Here is a 14,684-nt window from a genome sequence, read left to right as displayed (position 1 = left end):
CGGCATCGTCTTTTTAAAGCCCTCGTTCCTTCGATGCAGGTTGCCGCTCAGCCCTCCATGCCACGCGTGCGCATCGTCTTGCTGACGATCGTCGCGATGTTCGCCTTCGCTGGCAATTCGCTGCTGTGCCGCGTCGCGCTCAAAGGCACGTCGATCGATCCTGCGACGTTCACGACGGTGCGTATCGTCTCCGCGGCCCTCGCATTGTGGATCATTCTGCGCATGCGCGGCGAATCGCAACGTGTGGGCGGCAACTGGCTGTCGGCGTTCGCGCTGTTTGCCTATGCAGCGGCATTTTCGTTCGCGTACGTCTCGCTGGCGGCAGGTACGGGCGCGCTGCTGCTGTTCGGCGCGGTGCAGGCGACGATGATCGGCTATGCACTCGCCCGCGGCGAACGCCTGCGTCTGCGGCAATGGATCGGCCTCGCGTGCGCGCTCGCGGGCCTCGTCGGTCTCGTGCTGCCGGGCGTCAGCGCGCCGCCTCCGTTCGCGTCGCTACTGATGCTGGGCGCAGGCATCGCATGGGGTGTCTATTCGCTGCGCGGCAAACGCGCCGCCGATCCCACCGCCACCACGGCCGGCAACTTCATTCGCGCGGCCCCCTTCGCTGCAGCGATCAGTGCCAGTCTGATCGCCCATGCATCCGTCGACAGAACCGGCCTGCTTTTCGCGGCGATCTCGGGCGCGTTAACGTCGGGCGTCGGCTATGTGATCTGGTATGCCGCGCTGAAGCACATTCCGTCCGCGACGGCGGCGACCGTGCAACTGAGCGTGCCACTGATCGCCGCGGCGGGCGGCATCGCGCTGCTCGGCGAACCGCTGACAGCACGTCTCGCGCTGAGCGCCCTCGCCATACTGGGCGGCATCGCGCTCGTCGTCGCGCGCCGCTGACGAGAAACCGGGCGATGAAATTGCCGCATGTCCCGCGGCACGGCTGAAACGCAGGCGCAACGGGAGCAACACGAAGCGGTCGCGAACTAGCGCCGCACCATCTTCGTCAGCGCGGCGATGTCGTCGGCACACGCGGCATAGGCCTGCGCCTCGATGCCGCGATACAGCCGGATGATCTCTTCGCCGACGGGCGTCAGCACGCTGCCGCCGCCGCTCTGCCCGCCGTGCTCCGACACCGTCGCGGGTGTTTTCAGCGACCGGTTCAGCTCATCCATCAACAGCCACGCGCGCCGATACGACATCTTCAGGCTGCGCGCCGCAGCCGAGATCGAGCCGTGCTCGCGCACCGCTTCGAGCAGCGCAACCTTACCCGGTCCGAGCGCAATCGTGCCGGCCTGCTGGATACGCATTCTGAAGCGCACCTCGGGCTTCGGATGTGCCGATGTTTTCATGTTGTCTGCCGGTTGCCTCATGCGCGCAAGCATACACGATGCCATATGCGGCCATTCAACCGGCACTTGCACCGATCCGCGGGCGCGCGGGCGTCGTGCGGCGACGGCCGCGCAGATCAGCGCATCACAGTTCGAGCACGCGCGCGACGACGCCCGACAGCCGTTTCACATGGCGCGGCGCGGGCAGAATATCGGCGGCCGAGAAGAGAATGGGCGCGCCATCGTTGGCGGACAGCGGCTGGTCGCCGCGCTCGAACGCGACGAGCACGCGCTCGCCGATGGGCGTATTGAACAGCTCATGCCACGAGAAGGTCACCGCGTAGCCGTCGTGGGCGTGCGCGATGAAAACCGTCCGCTTGAAATCGCCGGGTTTGTCGTTGCGCAGGCCCGCCAGCCCGATCAGATCCTTCAGCAGCACGCCACGATATTGATCGACCTTGCGGATGAAGCGATTGGTCGTGTAGCAGCGCAGATCGAATGGATCGGCCGTGACGCTCGCGTGCTGCCGCAGATCGTCGAGCGTCACCCGCATCGGACGCACAAAGGCGCCCGCCAGCGTAACGGCACCCGCCGCCGAGTCCCGCAGCGGCAGCGCCGCCGTGCCTGTCAGTCCCATCGTCCGTCTCCATTCCGTTGCAGCGCATCCTGGCTGCGATGTATCGGCGGATATATTACGCCGCTGATGCTGAGACTGCCCAAGGGAAGCGCAACATAGAGGGCATATTGGACGGCTTATGACACGCTGCCGCCGGACGCGGACTGGCCGCCCGCGACCGGCATCGACGCAAAACCCTTACTGGTCGACGCCCACGATCACGCTCGAAGCCTTGAAGATCGCCGCAGCCGCCTTGCCGCTCGCAAGGCCGAGACGCTCGACGCTGTCGTTGGTGACGATGGCCGCAATCTGCGCGCCGCCCGCCGCCGCGATGATGACCTCGCTGTTGACGGCGCCCTTCGTGACCGACGCGACCGTGCCCGCGACGCAATTGCGCGCCGAGACCTTGCTGCTGTCGGCATCGACCATCACGATCACCGACGATGCCTTGACGAGCGCGAACGCCGGCTTGCCCGCCGCGAGTCCGAGCGACGTCGCGCTGCTGTGCGTGATGACCGCGACGATCTCGAGTCCGTCCTGCGTGCGGAGCGTAACTTCGTCGTTGACGGCGCCGTTCTTGACGGCCGTGACCTGACCGGCGAAATGATTGCGGGCGCTGGTACGCATGTGACTCTCCTTCGGGTTGCCCCTTGCCTGTTCTTGAAGTGTGGAATGCAAGCGATCGGGCAGTGTAACCCGTGGCTATGACAGCCCGCCAACCGCGTCCGCGCCTGCGCGCAGGCATGGCGGCCGCCGTTCGGTGCAGTGCGGCATGCCTGGCATCCCGGTTGCTTCCCTCCGTAAGGAGAACACCAGACAGACAAGGAGCAGCCATGAACACGATTGGATTGTCGCAGCGCATCGAGGAAATCGAACTGGCTCTCGCGCGCATGTTCGAATCGTCGAAAGCGCCGACCGTGAGCGCGTATCAGGAAGGCCCATCCACTTATCTGACGCTCTCGTGGGTCGTCGAAACGGGTCGCGATACGACGCTGGATGCGCGCTGTGTCGCGACAGTCAAACTCGTCGACGCCCAGATCGATCGCTATGCCGCGCTGGAGACGGCCAAACGGCGGGTCGTGCAGGACCGCCTGAAGGATCTGGTGCGCCGGCACGTCGATGCATCGCGGGCGCGGCCCGGATCGGCGGACAACTGTTCGGTCGAACTCGAGGCCGACGACGCCCTGTTCGACGTGCCCGACGAGCCGTACAGCATGCTGTAGCAGTCCGGGACCGGGAAGCCGGCTGGCGCATCGGCGCTTCCGGTCCGGCCGCCGGGGCAATAGACTATGCTATCGCGCGAGCCCGGTGCTCGCGCTCTCGCAGACGCGGCCTTTCCTTTGAGTCTATTGCCCATGAATTCGACCACCGACGATACCCCGCGCCCCGCCCTGCGCGCGCTCACGCCGCTCGAAGCGCGCGTGCTGGGCGTGCTGTTCGAGAAACAGCACACGGTCCCCGATACCTATCCGCTGTCGCTCAATTCGCTCGCGGCGGGCTGCAACCAGAAGACCTCGCGCTCGCCCGTGATGAACGTCAGCGAAAGCGAGATTCTCGACGCGATCAACAGTCTCAAGCGTCTGTCCCTCGTGCTGGAAGGCAGCAGCAGCCGCGTGCCGCGCTACGAGCACAACCTGGAGCGCGTGCTCGGCCTGCCGCGCCAGTCGGCGGCGTTGCTGACAGCGCTGCTGCTGCGCGGCCCGCAAACGGCGGCGGAACTGCGGCTCGCCACCTCGCGCCTGCACAGCTTCGCCGATACCTCATCCGTCGAAGCGTTTCTCGAAGAACTGGCCGACAACGATCCGCCGCGCGTCGTCAAGCTCCCGCGCACGCCGGGCGAGCGCGAGAGCCGCTGGATGCATCTGCTGTGCGGCGAGCCGTCCGCCGAACAGCTGCGCGGCGCCGCGCTGTCCGACGAACCGCTGCCGCCCGGCGAACTCGAAGGCCTGCGCGCGCAGCAGCGCGAATTGAGCGAGCGCGTCGAACGGCTCGAGGCGCTCGTCATGCATCTCGCGGGCGAACTCGGCGTATCGCTCGACGAATTGAAGGGGCGGCTGTGAGCGTGCGCATCGGACGCCGCCCGCTTTCATCGGCGCTGCAATAGAGGAACCGCATGTTCGTCGTGTATTGGCTCGAAGAAGGCAGCACGCCGACGGGAACCGCTCGCTTCGAGCGGTTCCCCGACGATCAGATGACCCAGGCGCTCGCGTTCACGGAAACGCTTCGCAAGAAGCAGGCTGCCGGCGAGGACGTGAGCTTCGTCACGCTTTGCAGCGAGAACCCGCGATCCGTCGGCAAGGCGGGCGCATCGGATCCGTCCGCCGATTACGCGTGGAAAAAGCGCCGCTCGTAGATGAGCGGCGCGTCGTTGCGCGACGCAAGAACGCATCGAAGATCCGCGGCGGACACGACGCTTCGCAACACAAACGCACGGCAAAAAAGCATAAACGCGAAGCGCTGTAAAACATTCAGGATTCCCGAACCGTTCGTCGCCACTCCCTGTCAGATTCTCGTTCTACGCCGCCCGGCGGACCTGAACCGATGCAGCGACATCGTCGAACGACAAGGGGAAGACCGACATGACACATACGCAATCGAATCGCCGCCTGAACCGGCTGTCTCGCGCGGGTCTCACCGCGCTGGTGCCGCTCACGCCGCTCGTGCTATTGGCCGTCGGCGGCTGTGCGACGCCGCCATGGCAAATGGCGCCCGAAGCCCGTTCGACCCAGCCGACGACGCAGCCGACGACGCAGGCGCCCGCTTCCGCCTATCGCCCCGCGCCGCGCGCGTCCTCGGGCGGCACGAGCGCGGACAAGCCGCTGACGGGCGGCTATTACCGCGTGAAGCCGGGTGACACGCTCTACCACATCGCAACGACTCACGGCCAGCGTAGCGACGACATCGTCAAATGGAACAACCTTGCCGATCCTGGCCACATCGAACCGGGCAGCGTGCTGCGCATCGCGCCGCCGTCCGATGCGTCCGTCGAACGCGATGCGCTCACGCCCCAACCATCCGCCAAGGCGCCCGCGAAGCCCGACACGGCCGACGCCAGGCCGAAAACCGACAAAGCGCGCGACGACAGGAAAGACGCCGCTGACAACGACAAAGCCCGCTTCGGCTGGCCCGCGCGCGGAATCTTGAGCGCGGTCTATGGCCAGGGCAGATCGAAAGGCATGGTGATCGCCGCCAAAGCCGGCGACCCCGTAAGAGCGGCAGCGCCCGGCCGCGTCGTGTTCGCAGGCGACGGCGGCAAACCGTATGGCAAGCTGGTCGTCATCAAGCACGACGACACGCTCGTCACCGCGTACGGCCACAACCGCAAGCTGCTGGTGAAGGAAGGCACGAACGTGAAGCGCGGCGACACGATTGCGGAGATGGCGAACTCGGAACGCGGCGAGGGCTCGATGCAGTTCGAAGTCCGCAAGGAGGGCAAGGCCGTCGACCCTGCGCCCTATCTGCCGCGCATCGGGTCATAAGGAACGGGCGGTCAGTAAAAAAGCCGCGAACGGCCTCCGCCGTTCGCGGCTCATGCCGCATGCTCCGCGCGCGTCAAACCTGGCGCAGCGCGTTCGCTTCGAGCAGCGGATCGAGACGGCCTGACGTTTCCAACGCATTCAGATCGTCGAATCCGCCCACATGCGTTTCGCCGATGAAAATCTGCGGCACCGTGCGGCGGCCCGTGCGCTCCATCAGCGCAAGCGCCGTCGCGCGATCGTTCTGCACGTTGACTTCCTTGTACGACACACCCTTGTTCGTCAGCAGCGCTTTCGCGGCGTGGCAGTATGGGCAGGTCGGTGTCGTATAGATCGTGATGGCGGACATGGTGTTCTCCGTGTGTGTCGCGAGGATGCGGCTTACTGGCCGCGATAGACGTCGTCGAACGCGGCGGGCGCGTTGGCAAGCGAGCGCGCCCGCGTGGCGCGGAAGCCCGAGTCGGCGCTGCCGTTCGTCGAAGGACCGTACGACGCGGCGATCGGATCGTGCGAGCGATGGAACACGTGCGGCGCCGCGGCCGAATAGTTCGCGGGCTCCGGATAGCTCGTGTCGCTTTGCGGATACTGGCCGGATTGCTGCGCGGCGACGAGTTCGGCGCGAATCTGTGCGCGCGTCGCGGCCGATTGCGATTGCGCGTGGCTCGCGAGCGGCAGACCAAGTGCAGCCGCGAGGACGAGAGCCTGATAAACGCGATTCATGATGAGCACCTTCGAGTAGAGTTGCCGTCGTCGACGGGATGGCTCAACTGTAGGGGCACGTCGCTGGGGCGTTAATGTCGGCGCGTCTCATGAAGATGCCCGATCGGCTCACCGCCTGCCGGCCGTGCGAATCGAAGCGCGGCGCGCGGTTCGGTTGGGATCGGCAAAAGCCTTGTACGGCAAGGGCTACAGGCCGACGTACGGGTTCGGGAGAAAGACCCCGAACCCGTGCCGTACGTTTTCTGAAATTCTCTATTCCACCTCGGCGGGCGAAGCCTCGTCGTCCGATACGTCCTGCGCGGCCTGCACATGTCCGCCCGACGCGCGCCAGCGCGCGGGCGTCACGCCGATCTGCTTCTTGAACACGCGCTGGAACGCCGCTTCCGACTGATAGCCGACCGTCTCGCCGATATCGCCGACGGGCGTCGTCGATTCGAGCAGCATGCGCCCCGCGATCGTCATGCGGACTTCCGTGAGCACGTCGGTGGCCGAGCGGCCGATCGCTTCCTGAAACTGCCGCACGAACGTCGCGCGCGACATGTTGCAGAGCGCGGCGAACTGGTCGAGCGTCCACGGCTTGCCGGGCGATTCGAACATCGCCGACACGGCCGCCTGCAAGCGCGGGCGCCCCGCCAGCGCCAGCAAGCCATGCGGCGCCTGCGCCGCTTCGCTGGCAAAGCGCAGCGTCAACGCAAACAGCGCCGCCGACAGATGATTGACGAGCGTTTCGCTGCCGGGACATTCGTCGGCGGCTTCTTCGCGCATCAACTGGATCAGCCGCGCGAGCCGCGAGCCCGCGACGCTCGTCTGCGTCACGCCGTCTTCGCCACGGGCCGTGACCACGCCGTTCGATTCGCCGAGCGGCGTCGCATGCGCGCCGCTGCGCACCACCAGCCGCGACGGCAGATGGTCGCGCAGCAGCCGCTCCGGCACGGCCCCGAGCAGAAACCGCCCGCACAGGATATCGACCGTTTCGCCCGTGCCGCTATTCTCCGCGACCGTCAGCGTGATGTTGCGCCGCTCAGTGACGGGCGCGGGCTGCGCGCCGCTGCCGTCGTGAATGCGGTGCGGGCTGCCCGTCGGAAACACGATGATGTCGCCGGCCACCAGACGCTCGGGCGGTCCATTGCCGTCTTCGAGCACCGCGCGCCCCGACAGCAGCACGTGGTATGGAATCTCGCGCACGCCGGCAGGGCCTTCATCTATTGCCCACGGCGCGCCGAAATGGCAGCGGACATCCACCCGCCCGCTCACGGGCATCAGCGACAGGAAGCGGCTTAGCAAATCCATATGAGCCGAATAAGCATGTTTTTGAATCGTTCGAGGATTAGCACGGCGGACCCGAAACCGTACAGTGACACCGTGCAATGCAAACCGATTCTACTGGACGACAGCGGCGCGCGCGGCGCAGGTGTACCTGACTCCGCCACCCATCCGTCCGAGCGAGGAACATCATGAAGACGCTTCATATCGATGTCGCAGTGATTGGCGCCGGCAGCGCCGGTCTGCCCGCCTTCCGCGCGGCCAGGGCGGCGGGCGCGAGTGCCGTGCTGATCGAAGGCGGCGCGTACGGAACGACGTGTGCGCGCGTCGGCTGTATGCCGTCGAAGCTGCTGATCGCCGCCGCCGAAGCCGCGCACGCGGCGCGCAGCACGGCGCCGTTCGGCGTGCATGTCGAGGGCGGCGTGCGGATCGACGGACGCGAAGTAATGGCGCGCCTCAAGCGCGAACGCGACCGCTTCGTCGGCTTCGTCGTCGAATCGACGGAGAGCATTCCCGACGACGAGCGGCTGATCGGCTACGCGCAGTTCATCGACGACAACGTGCTGCAGGTCGGCGACCATACGCGTGTCCACGCGAAGAGCGTCGTCATCGCCACGGGTTCGTCGCCGTATGTGCCCGCGATGTATCAGGCGCTCGGCGACCGCGCAATCGTCAACGACGACGTGTTCGGATGGGACGATCTGCCGCGCAAGGTGGCCGTGGTCGGCGCAGGCGTGATCGGGCTGGAACTGGGCCAGGCGCTCGCATGGCTCGGCGTCGAGGTGACGATGCTCGGCGCACGCGGCCGCGTCGGACCGTTGAGCGATCCCGCGATCAAGGACTATGCGCGCAACGTGTTCAGCGATGTGTTCCACTTCGAGCCGCATGCGCAGGTCGAAGCCGCGACGCGCGAAGGCGACAGCGTGCATCTGCGCTATCGCAACGGCGAAGGTGAACTGCGCGAAGACACGTTCGACTATGTACTCGTCACGGCGGGCCGCCGTCCGAATATGGACAAGCTCGCGCTGCACAACACGACGCTCGAACTCGACGCGCGCGGCGTGCCCGTGTTCGATCCGCTGACGCTTCAGGCGGGCACGCATCCCGTGTTCATCGCAGGTGATGCGAACGATGTGCTGCCGCTGTTGCACGAAGCCGCCGACGAAGGCCGCTCGGCCGGTGACAACGCCGCACGTTACCCTGACGTGAAGCCGCTGGTGCGTCGCGCGCCGATCTCGGTGGTGTTCTCCGAGCCGGGCATCGCGATGGTCGGTGCGCGCCATGCGGATCTCGCAGCCGGCTCGTTCGCGACGGGCAAAGTGAGCTTCGAAGACCAGGGCCGCAGCCGCGTGATGCTGCGCAATCGCGGACTGATGCACGTGTATGTCGACAACGCGACGCGACGCTTCGTGGGCGCCGAATGGATCGGGCCGGACGCCGAGCACATTGCGCATCTGCTTGCATGGGCGCTGCAGATGAACCTCACGGTCGACGCGATGCTGGCGATGCCGTTCTACCACCCCGTCGTCGAAGAAGGCTTGCGCACGGCTTTGCGCGATGCAGCAGCGCATTTGCCAAAGGCGTAATCAGGTACTCGCCTGGTCATTGCCGTTTTCGATTGTCTAGTCAGTTGTGAGTGTTGTTATAGCGCTGCCCCGGACATGTCATCTTCAAGACATTGGGTTCTCCGGGGCAGCGTTTTTCTTTTCCGCCTGCCCATTCGTCGCCTTCCTGTCTACCGCACGCGTATGACACAAAGTCGTTCACCGATATATCACGACATGTGATATTGGTGTTGAACGCGCATCCCGCATGCTTTTGCATCTGCATATTTCGCATCAATTGCATCGATCGTTGCCCGAATTGACAAAGATCAATGCGGTCGACCTCAAATATGTGTCAACTTTACTTATTCAGGTTCGCCGACTTTAATGTTCTAAACCGTCCCCCGATAACAGGATTTCCATGAGCCACTTTCTGGACAGGTTGCGCTATTTCACAACGGCCCGGCCGCAATTCTCCGATGGACATGGAGCCGTCACAGACGAAGACAGAAAGTGGGAAGATGCATATCGGCAACGATGGCAGCACGACAAGATCGTGCGTTCGACACATGGCGTGAATTGCACCGGCTCATGCTCGTGGAAGATTTACGTCAAGGGCGGCATCGTCACGTGGGAAACACAGCAGACCGACTATCCGCGTACGCGTCCCGACATGCCCAATCACGAACCGCGCGGCTGTTCGCGAGGTGCGTCGTATTCGTGGTATCTGTATAGCGCGAATCGCCTCAAGTATCCGCTCGTGCGCAGTGCGCTGATCAAGCTCTGGCGCGAAAGGCGTCAGTCGATGGAGCCCGTGCAGGCCTGGCAGTCGATCGTCGACGACGACGCGGCGCGCCGCAGCTATCAGAGCCGGCGCGGACTCGGCGGGTTCATTCGTTCGACATGGGACGAGGTCAACGAGATCGTCGCCGCCGCCAACGTTTACACCGTCAGGCGTCATGGGCCCGACCGCGTAGTGGGCTTCTCGCCGATCCCCGCGATGTCGATGGTGTCGTATGCCGCGGGCTCGCGTTATCTGTCGCTGATCGGCGGCGTGTGCCTGAGCTTTTACGACTGGTATTGCGATCTTCCGCCCGCGTCCCCGCAAACGTGGGGCGAGCAAACCGACGTGCCCGAATCCGCCGACTGGTACAACTCCACGTTCATCATGATGTGGGGCTCCAATGTGCCGCAGACCCGCACGCCCGACGCGCACTTCATGACCGAGGTGCGCTACAAGGGCACGAAGATCGTCTCGATCTTTCCCGACTACGCGGAGGGTGCGAAGTTCGGCGACATCTGGCTGCATCCGAAGCAAGGCACCGACGCGGCGCTCGCGCTCGCAATGGGTCACGTGATCCTCAAGGAATTTCACCTCGCGGGCAAGAGCGATTACTTCATCGACTATTGCCGCCGCTTCACCGACATGCCGTGCCTCGTGCGCCTCGTCGCGCGCGGCGACCGCTATGTGCCCGAGCGTCTCGTGCGCGCATCGGATTTCGACGATGCACTGGGTCAGGCCAACAACCCCGATTGGAAGACGGTTGTGATCGACACCGCCAGCAATGAAGCCGTCGTGCCCATGGGCTCGGCGGGATTCCGCTGGGGACAAAAGGAAGGCGAGGACAAGGGCAAATGGAATCTGAAGCAGCAAGCGGCTTCGGGCGCCTCCATCGAGCCGCGGCTCTCGCTCGTCGATGCCCACGACGAAGTCGCCGACGTGCTGTTCCCGTACTTCGGCAATATCCAGCATCCGCATTTCAATCACACGTCGCATGCTTCGGAACTGTCGCGCAAGATCGGCGTGCGACGCATCGCGACGCGTAACGGCGACATGCTGGTCGCCACCGTCTATGACCTCTACGTCGCGAACTATGGTCTCGATCAAGGCCTCGGCGGCGAGCACATCGCCGCGAGCTACGACGACGATCTGCCCTACACGCCCGCATGGCAGGAAGCGATCACGGGCGTCAAGCGCGCCGACGTGATCAACGTCGCGCGGCAGTTCGCGGAGAACGCACACAAGACGCAGGGCAAGTCGATGGTGATCATCGGCGCGGGCATCAACCACTGGTTCCATATGGACATGTCGTACCGCGCGATCATCAACATGCTGATCATGTGCGGCTGCATCGGCAAGTCGGGTGGCGGATGGTCGCATTACGTGGGTCAGGAGAAGCTGCGTCCGCAGACGGGCTGGACCGCGCTAGCTTTCGCGCTCGACTGGAACCGTCCGCCGCGCCAGATGAACTCCACCTCGTTCTTCTACGCGCACACGGACCAGTGGCGCTACGACCCGATGGATCCGACCGCCCTGCTGTCGCCGCTCGCTGAGAAAAAGCAGTTTCACGGCGCGCCCATCGACTACAACGTGCGCGCCGAACGCATGGGCTGGCTGCCGTCGGCGCCGCAACTCGACGCCAATCCGCTCGACGTCGGCCGCGCGCTGAGCGATCCCGCTCAAGCGGGCGCCACCATCGCACGTGATCTGAAAGCGGGCAGTCTTCGCATGGCCTGCGAAGACCCCGACAGCCCGACGAACTTCCCGCGCAATCTGTTCGTGTGGCGCTCCAACCTGCTCGGCTCGTCGGGCAAAGGCCACGAGTACTTCCTCAAGCATCTGCTCGGCACCACGAACGGCGTGCAAGGCGAGGAGGTGGTCAAGTCGGGGCATCCGCGCCCCGAGGAGATCACGTGGCATAACGAAGCGCCGCGCGGCAAACTCGATCTGCTCGTCACGCTCGACTTCCGCATGTCGACCACCTGCATGTACTCCGACGTCGTGCTGCCCACGGCAACGTGGTACGAGAAGGACGACATGAACACGTCGGACATGCATCCGTTCATTCATCCCCTATCGGCAGCCGTCGATCCCGCGTGGCAGTCGAAGAGCGACTGGGAAATCTTCAAGGGCATCGCGAAGCGCTTTTCCGAACTGAGCGTCGGGCATCTCGGTGTAGAACGCGATGTCGTGCTCGCGCCGATTGCGCACGACAGTCCCGCCGAACTCGCGCAGCCGTTCGACGTGCGCGACTGGAAACAGGGCGAATGCGAGCCGGTGCCCGGCAAGACGATGCCTTCCGTGATCGTCGTCGAGCGCGACTATCCCGCCACGTATGACCGTTTCACGTCGCTGGGACCGCTGATGGACAAGCTCGGCAACGGCGGTAAAGGCATTGCGTGGGATACGAAAGACGAAGTCGCACTGCTCGGCGAGCTGAACTATCGCGTCGCGAATGGTGACGCGCGTTCGAAAGCCACTGGCACGGAAGGACGCCCGCGCATCGACACGGCGCTCGATGCCGCCGAAGTCATCCTGTCGCTCGCGCCCGAAACCAACGGCGCTGTCGCGGTGAAGGCATGGCAGGCGGTGTCGTCGTTGACGGGCATCGAGCACGCGCATCTCGCCGACGCGCGCGCGGACGAGAAAATCCGCTTTCGCGACATTCAGGCGCAGCCGCGCAAGATCATCTCTTCGCCGACATGGAGCGGCATCGAGTCCGAGCACGTGTCGTACAACGCGGGCTATACCAACGTGCACGAACTGATTCCGTGGCGCACCCTCAGCGGTCGCCAGCAGCTCTATCAGGATCATGTGTGGATGCGCGCATTCGGCGAATCGCTATGCGTCTACAAGCCGCCTATCGAAACGGGCAACTACGAGAAGATGCTCGGCGCGCGCTCGAACGGCAACCCGGAGATCGTGCTGAATTTCATCACGCCGCATCAGAAATGGGGCATCCATAGCACATACACCGACAATCTGCTGATGCTCACGTTGTCACGCGGCGGCCCGATCGTGTGGATGTCGGAACACGACGCGCACAGCATCGGGGTGACGGACAACGACTGGATCGAGTGCTACAACGCGAACGGCGCGCTATGCGCGCGCGCCGTCGTCAGCCAGCGCATTCCGCACGGCATGGTGATGATGTATCACGCGCAGGAAAAGATCGTGAACACGCCGGGCTCCGAAATCACGGGCACGCGCGGCGGCATTCACAACTCGGTCACGCGCGTCGCGCTGAAACCGACGCATATGATCGGCGGCTATGCGCAGCTCGCGTATGGCTTCAATTACTACGGCACGGTCGGCTCGAACCGCGACGAATTCCTGATCGTGCGCAAGATGAAACATATCGACTGGCTCGACGATGCGCCTGCCGATCCCGTCAATCCCGCCACCGAACACAAGCAGCGTCAAGGAGAAACCCCATGAAGGTTCGCGCGCAGATTGCGATGGTGCTCAATCTCGACAAATGCATCGGCTGCCATACGTGCTCGGTGACATGCAAGAACGTGTGGACGAGCCGCGAAGGCATGGAATACGCGTGGTTCAACAATGTCGAGACGAAGCCGGGCATCGGCTATCCGAAGGACTGGGAGAATCAGGAACGCTGGCACGGCGGATGGAAACGCAAGGCCGACGGCAAGATCGAGCCGCGTCTCGGCAGCAAGTGGCGGCTGCTCGCGCAGATCTTCGCGAATCCGCATTTGCCCGAGATCGACGACTACTACGAGCCCTTCACGTTCGACTACGCGCATCTGCAGGATGCGGGCGACACGAAGGCGATGCCCGTTGCGCGGCCACGTTCGCTGATCAGCGGCGAACGGCTGGAAAAGATCGAGTGGGGTCCGAACTGGGAAGAGATACTCGGCGGCGAATTCGAAAAGCGCTCGAAGGACTACAACTTCGAGAACGTGCAGAAGGATATCTACGGGCAGTTTGAAAACACCTTCATGATGTATCTGCCGCGGCTGTGCGAGCACTGCCTGAACCCCGCGTGCGTCGCGTCGTGTCCATCCGGCTCGATCTACAAGCGCGAGGAAGACGGCATCGTGCTGATCGATCAGGACAAGTGCCGTGGCTGGCGCATGTGCGTGTCCGGTTGCCCGTACAAGAAGATCTATTTCAACTGGCACAGCGGCAAGGCGGAGAAATGTATCTTCTGCTATCCGCGTATCGAGGCGGGCCAGCCTACCGTTTGCTCGGAGACCTGCGTGGGCCGCATCCGCTACCTCGGTGTGATGCTGTACGACGCGGACCGTATCAGCGAAGCGGCGAGCGTCGAGAATGAAGCCGATCTGTACGAAGCGCAGCTGTCCGTGTTTCTGGACCCGAACGACCCCGAAGTGATCGCGCAAGCCGAGCGCGACGGCATGCCTGCTGCATGGCTCGAAGGCGCGCGCCGTTCGCCCGTCTACAAGATGGCCATCGACTGGAAGATTGCGTTTCCGCTGCATCCGGAATATCGGACGCTGCCGATGGTCTGGTACGTCCCGCCCCTGTCGCCCATCAACGCGGCCGCCAACAGCGGCGAACTCGGCATGAACGGCTACTTGCCCGACATCGACTCGCTGCGCATTCCGCTGCGCTATCTCGCGAACCTGCTGACGGCGGGCAAGGAAGCACCCGTCAAGCTCGCGCTCGAACGGCTGCTCGCGATGCGCGCGTTCATGCGCGCGCGTCACGTCGATCAGGTCGACGCGCCCGGCGTGCTCAAACAGGCGGGACTGAACGTCGCGCAAGTCGAGGACATGTACCGCTATCTGGCCATCGCCAACTTCGAAGACCGCTTCGTGATTCCCACCTCGCATCGCGAGTACGCGGAAGACGCCTTCGATCTGCGCTCGTCGTGCGGCTTCTCGTTCGGCAACGGCTGCTCGGATGGCCGCTCCGAGGCGAGTCTCTTCACGACGAAAAAGAGCAACCGCAAGATTCCGATCCGCCAGGAGTTCTGAC

The 14,684-nt window shown here is 64.3% G+C and carries 14 protein-coding genes; 8 read left to right on the top strand and 6 right to left on the bottom strand.

Going from position 1 to position 14,684, the window contains the following annotated elements:
* Positions 1–57: 57 nt before the first annotated feature.
* Entirely contained in the window at positions 58–891 is an 834-nt protein-coding gene (locus tag FRZ40_RS28865) for a DMT family transporter (RefSeq protein ID WP_147236380.1), read from the top strand.
* Between the two features lie 86 nt (positions 892–977).
* Here FRZ40_RS28865 and FRZ40_RS28860 read toward each other — a convergent pair whose 3' ends face one another.
* From FRZ40_RS28860 to FRZ40_RS28850, 3 genes are all read right to left on the bottom strand, one after another.
* Positions 978–1,301 (bottom strand): winged helix-turn-helix domain-containing protein, encoded by a 324-nt coding sequence (locus tag FRZ40_RS28860; RefSeq protein WP_028365397.1) that lies wholly within the window; start codon positions 1,299–1,301, stop codon positions 978–980.
* A 166-nt stretch (positions 1,302–1,467) separates the two neighbouring features.
* Complete coding sequence (locus FRZ40_RS28855; RefSeq protein ID WP_147236379.1) at positions 1,468–1,959, bottom strand: molybdopterin-dependent oxidoreductase; 492 nt, start codon at positions 1,957–1,959, stop codon at positions 1,468–1,470.
* A 177-nt stretch (positions 1,960–2,136) separates the two neighbouring features.
* The gene (locus FRZ40_RS28850; protein ID WP_147236378.1) at positions 2,137–2,565 is read right to left on the bottom strand and encodes a TOBE domain-containing protein; all 429 of its coding nucleotides are present in this window, start codon (positions 2,563–2,565) and stop codon (positions 2,137–2,139) included.
* Positions 2,566–2,771: 206 nt separating this feature from the next.
* On the opposite strand from FRZ40_RS28850, the gene FRZ40_RS28845 reads away from it, so the two are divergent.
* The 4 genes from FRZ40_RS28845 to FRZ40_RS28830 all read left to right on the top strand — a co-directional run bounded on the left by FRZ40_RS28845 (position 2,772) and on the right by FRZ40_RS28830 (position 5,417).
* On the top strand, positions 2,772–3,161 hold the full coding sequence (locus FRZ40_RS28845; protein ID WP_147236377.1) for a DUF3022 domain-containing protein: 390 nt from the start codon (positions 2,772–2,774) through the stop codon (positions 3,159–3,161).
* A gap of 132 nt (positions 3,162–3,293) precedes the next feature.
* Positions 3,294–3,998 (top strand): YceH family protein, encoded by a 705-nt coding sequence (locus FRZ40_RS28840; protein ID WP_028365401.1) that lies wholly within the window; start codon positions 3,294–3,296, stop codon positions 3,996–3,998.
* A 53-nt stretch (positions 3,999–4,051) separates the two neighbouring features.
* Positions 4,052–4,291 carry a hypothetical protein gene (locus FRZ40_RS28835; protein ID WP_147236376.1) on the top strand — a complete coding sequence of 80 codons (240 nt, stop codon included), beginning with the start codon at positions 4,052–4,054 and terminating at the stop codon, positions 4,289–4,291.
* A 226-nt stretch (positions 4,292–4,517) separates the two neighbouring features.
* Positions 4,518–5,417 (top strand): M23 family metallopeptidase, encoded by a 900-nt coding sequence (locus tag FRZ40_RS28830; RefSeq protein ID WP_147236375.1) that lies wholly within the window; start codon positions 4,518–4,520, stop codon positions 5,415–5,417.
* A 73-nt stretch (positions 5,418–5,490) separates the two neighbouring features.
* Here FRZ40_RS28830 and grxC read toward each other — a convergent pair whose 3' ends face one another.
* The 3 genes from grxC to FRZ40_RS28815 form a co-directional block, all read right to left on the bottom strand.
* A complete protein-coding gene (gene grxC / locus FRZ40_RS28825) occupies positions 5,491–5,763 on the bottom strand; it encodes a glutaredoxin 3 (protein ID WP_147236374.1) in 273 nt (90 codons plus the stop codon).
* 32 nt (positions 5,764–5,795) lie between these two features.
* The gene (locus FRZ40_RS28820; RefSeq protein ID WP_147236373.1) at positions 5,796–6,134 is read right to left on the bottom strand and encodes a DUF4148 domain-containing protein; all 339 of its coding nucleotides are present in this window, start codon (positions 6,132–6,134) and stop codon (positions 5,796–5,798) included.
* Positions 6,135–6,386: 252 nt separating this feature from the next.
* Positions 6,387–7,424 carry an AraC family transcriptional regulator gene (locus tag FRZ40_RS28815; RefSeq protein ID WP_147236372.1) on the bottom strand — a complete coding sequence of 346 codons (1,038 nt, stop codon included), beginning with the start codon at positions 7,422–7,424 and terminating at the stop codon, positions 6,387–6,389.
* Between the two features lie 164 nt (positions 7,425–7,588).
* On the opposite strand from FRZ40_RS28815, the gene FRZ40_RS28810 reads away from it, so the two are divergent.
* From FRZ40_RS28810 to narH, 3 genes are all read left to right on the top strand, one after another.
* Positions 7,589–8,983 (top strand): dihydrolipoyl dehydrogenase, encoded by a 1,395-nt coding sequence (locus FRZ40_RS28810; protein WP_147236371.1) that lies wholly within the window; start codon positions 7,589–7,591, stop codon positions 8,981–8,983.
* Between the two features lie 379 nt (positions 8,984–9,362).
* Positions 9,363–13,160 carry a nitrate reductase subunit alpha gene (locus tag FRZ40_RS28805; RefSeq protein WP_147236370.1) on the top strand — a complete coding sequence of 1,266 codons (3,798 nt, stop codon included), beginning with the start codon at positions 9,363–9,365 and terminating at the stop codon, positions 13,158–13,160.
* Positions 13,157–14,683, top strand: coding sequence for a nitrate reductase subunit beta (narH, locus tag FRZ40_RS28800; RefSeq protein ID WP_147236369.1), 1,527 nt, complete (start codon positions 13,157–13,159; stop codon positions 14,681–14,683). The genes FRZ40_RS28805 and narH overlap by 4 nt, the downstream gene beginning before the upstream one ends.
* Position 14,684: the final 1 nt, after the last annotated feature.

It is taken from the genome of Paraburkholderia azotifigens (assembly GCF_007995085.1).
GTDB classification, from domain to species: domain Bacteria; phylum Pseudomonadota; class Gammaproteobacteria; order Burkholderiales; family Burkholderiaceae; genus Paraburkholderia; species Paraburkholderia azotifigens.
Note: the sequence above shows the minus strand (reverse complement) of the source record. Positions and strands in the feature narration are given on the sequence as shown.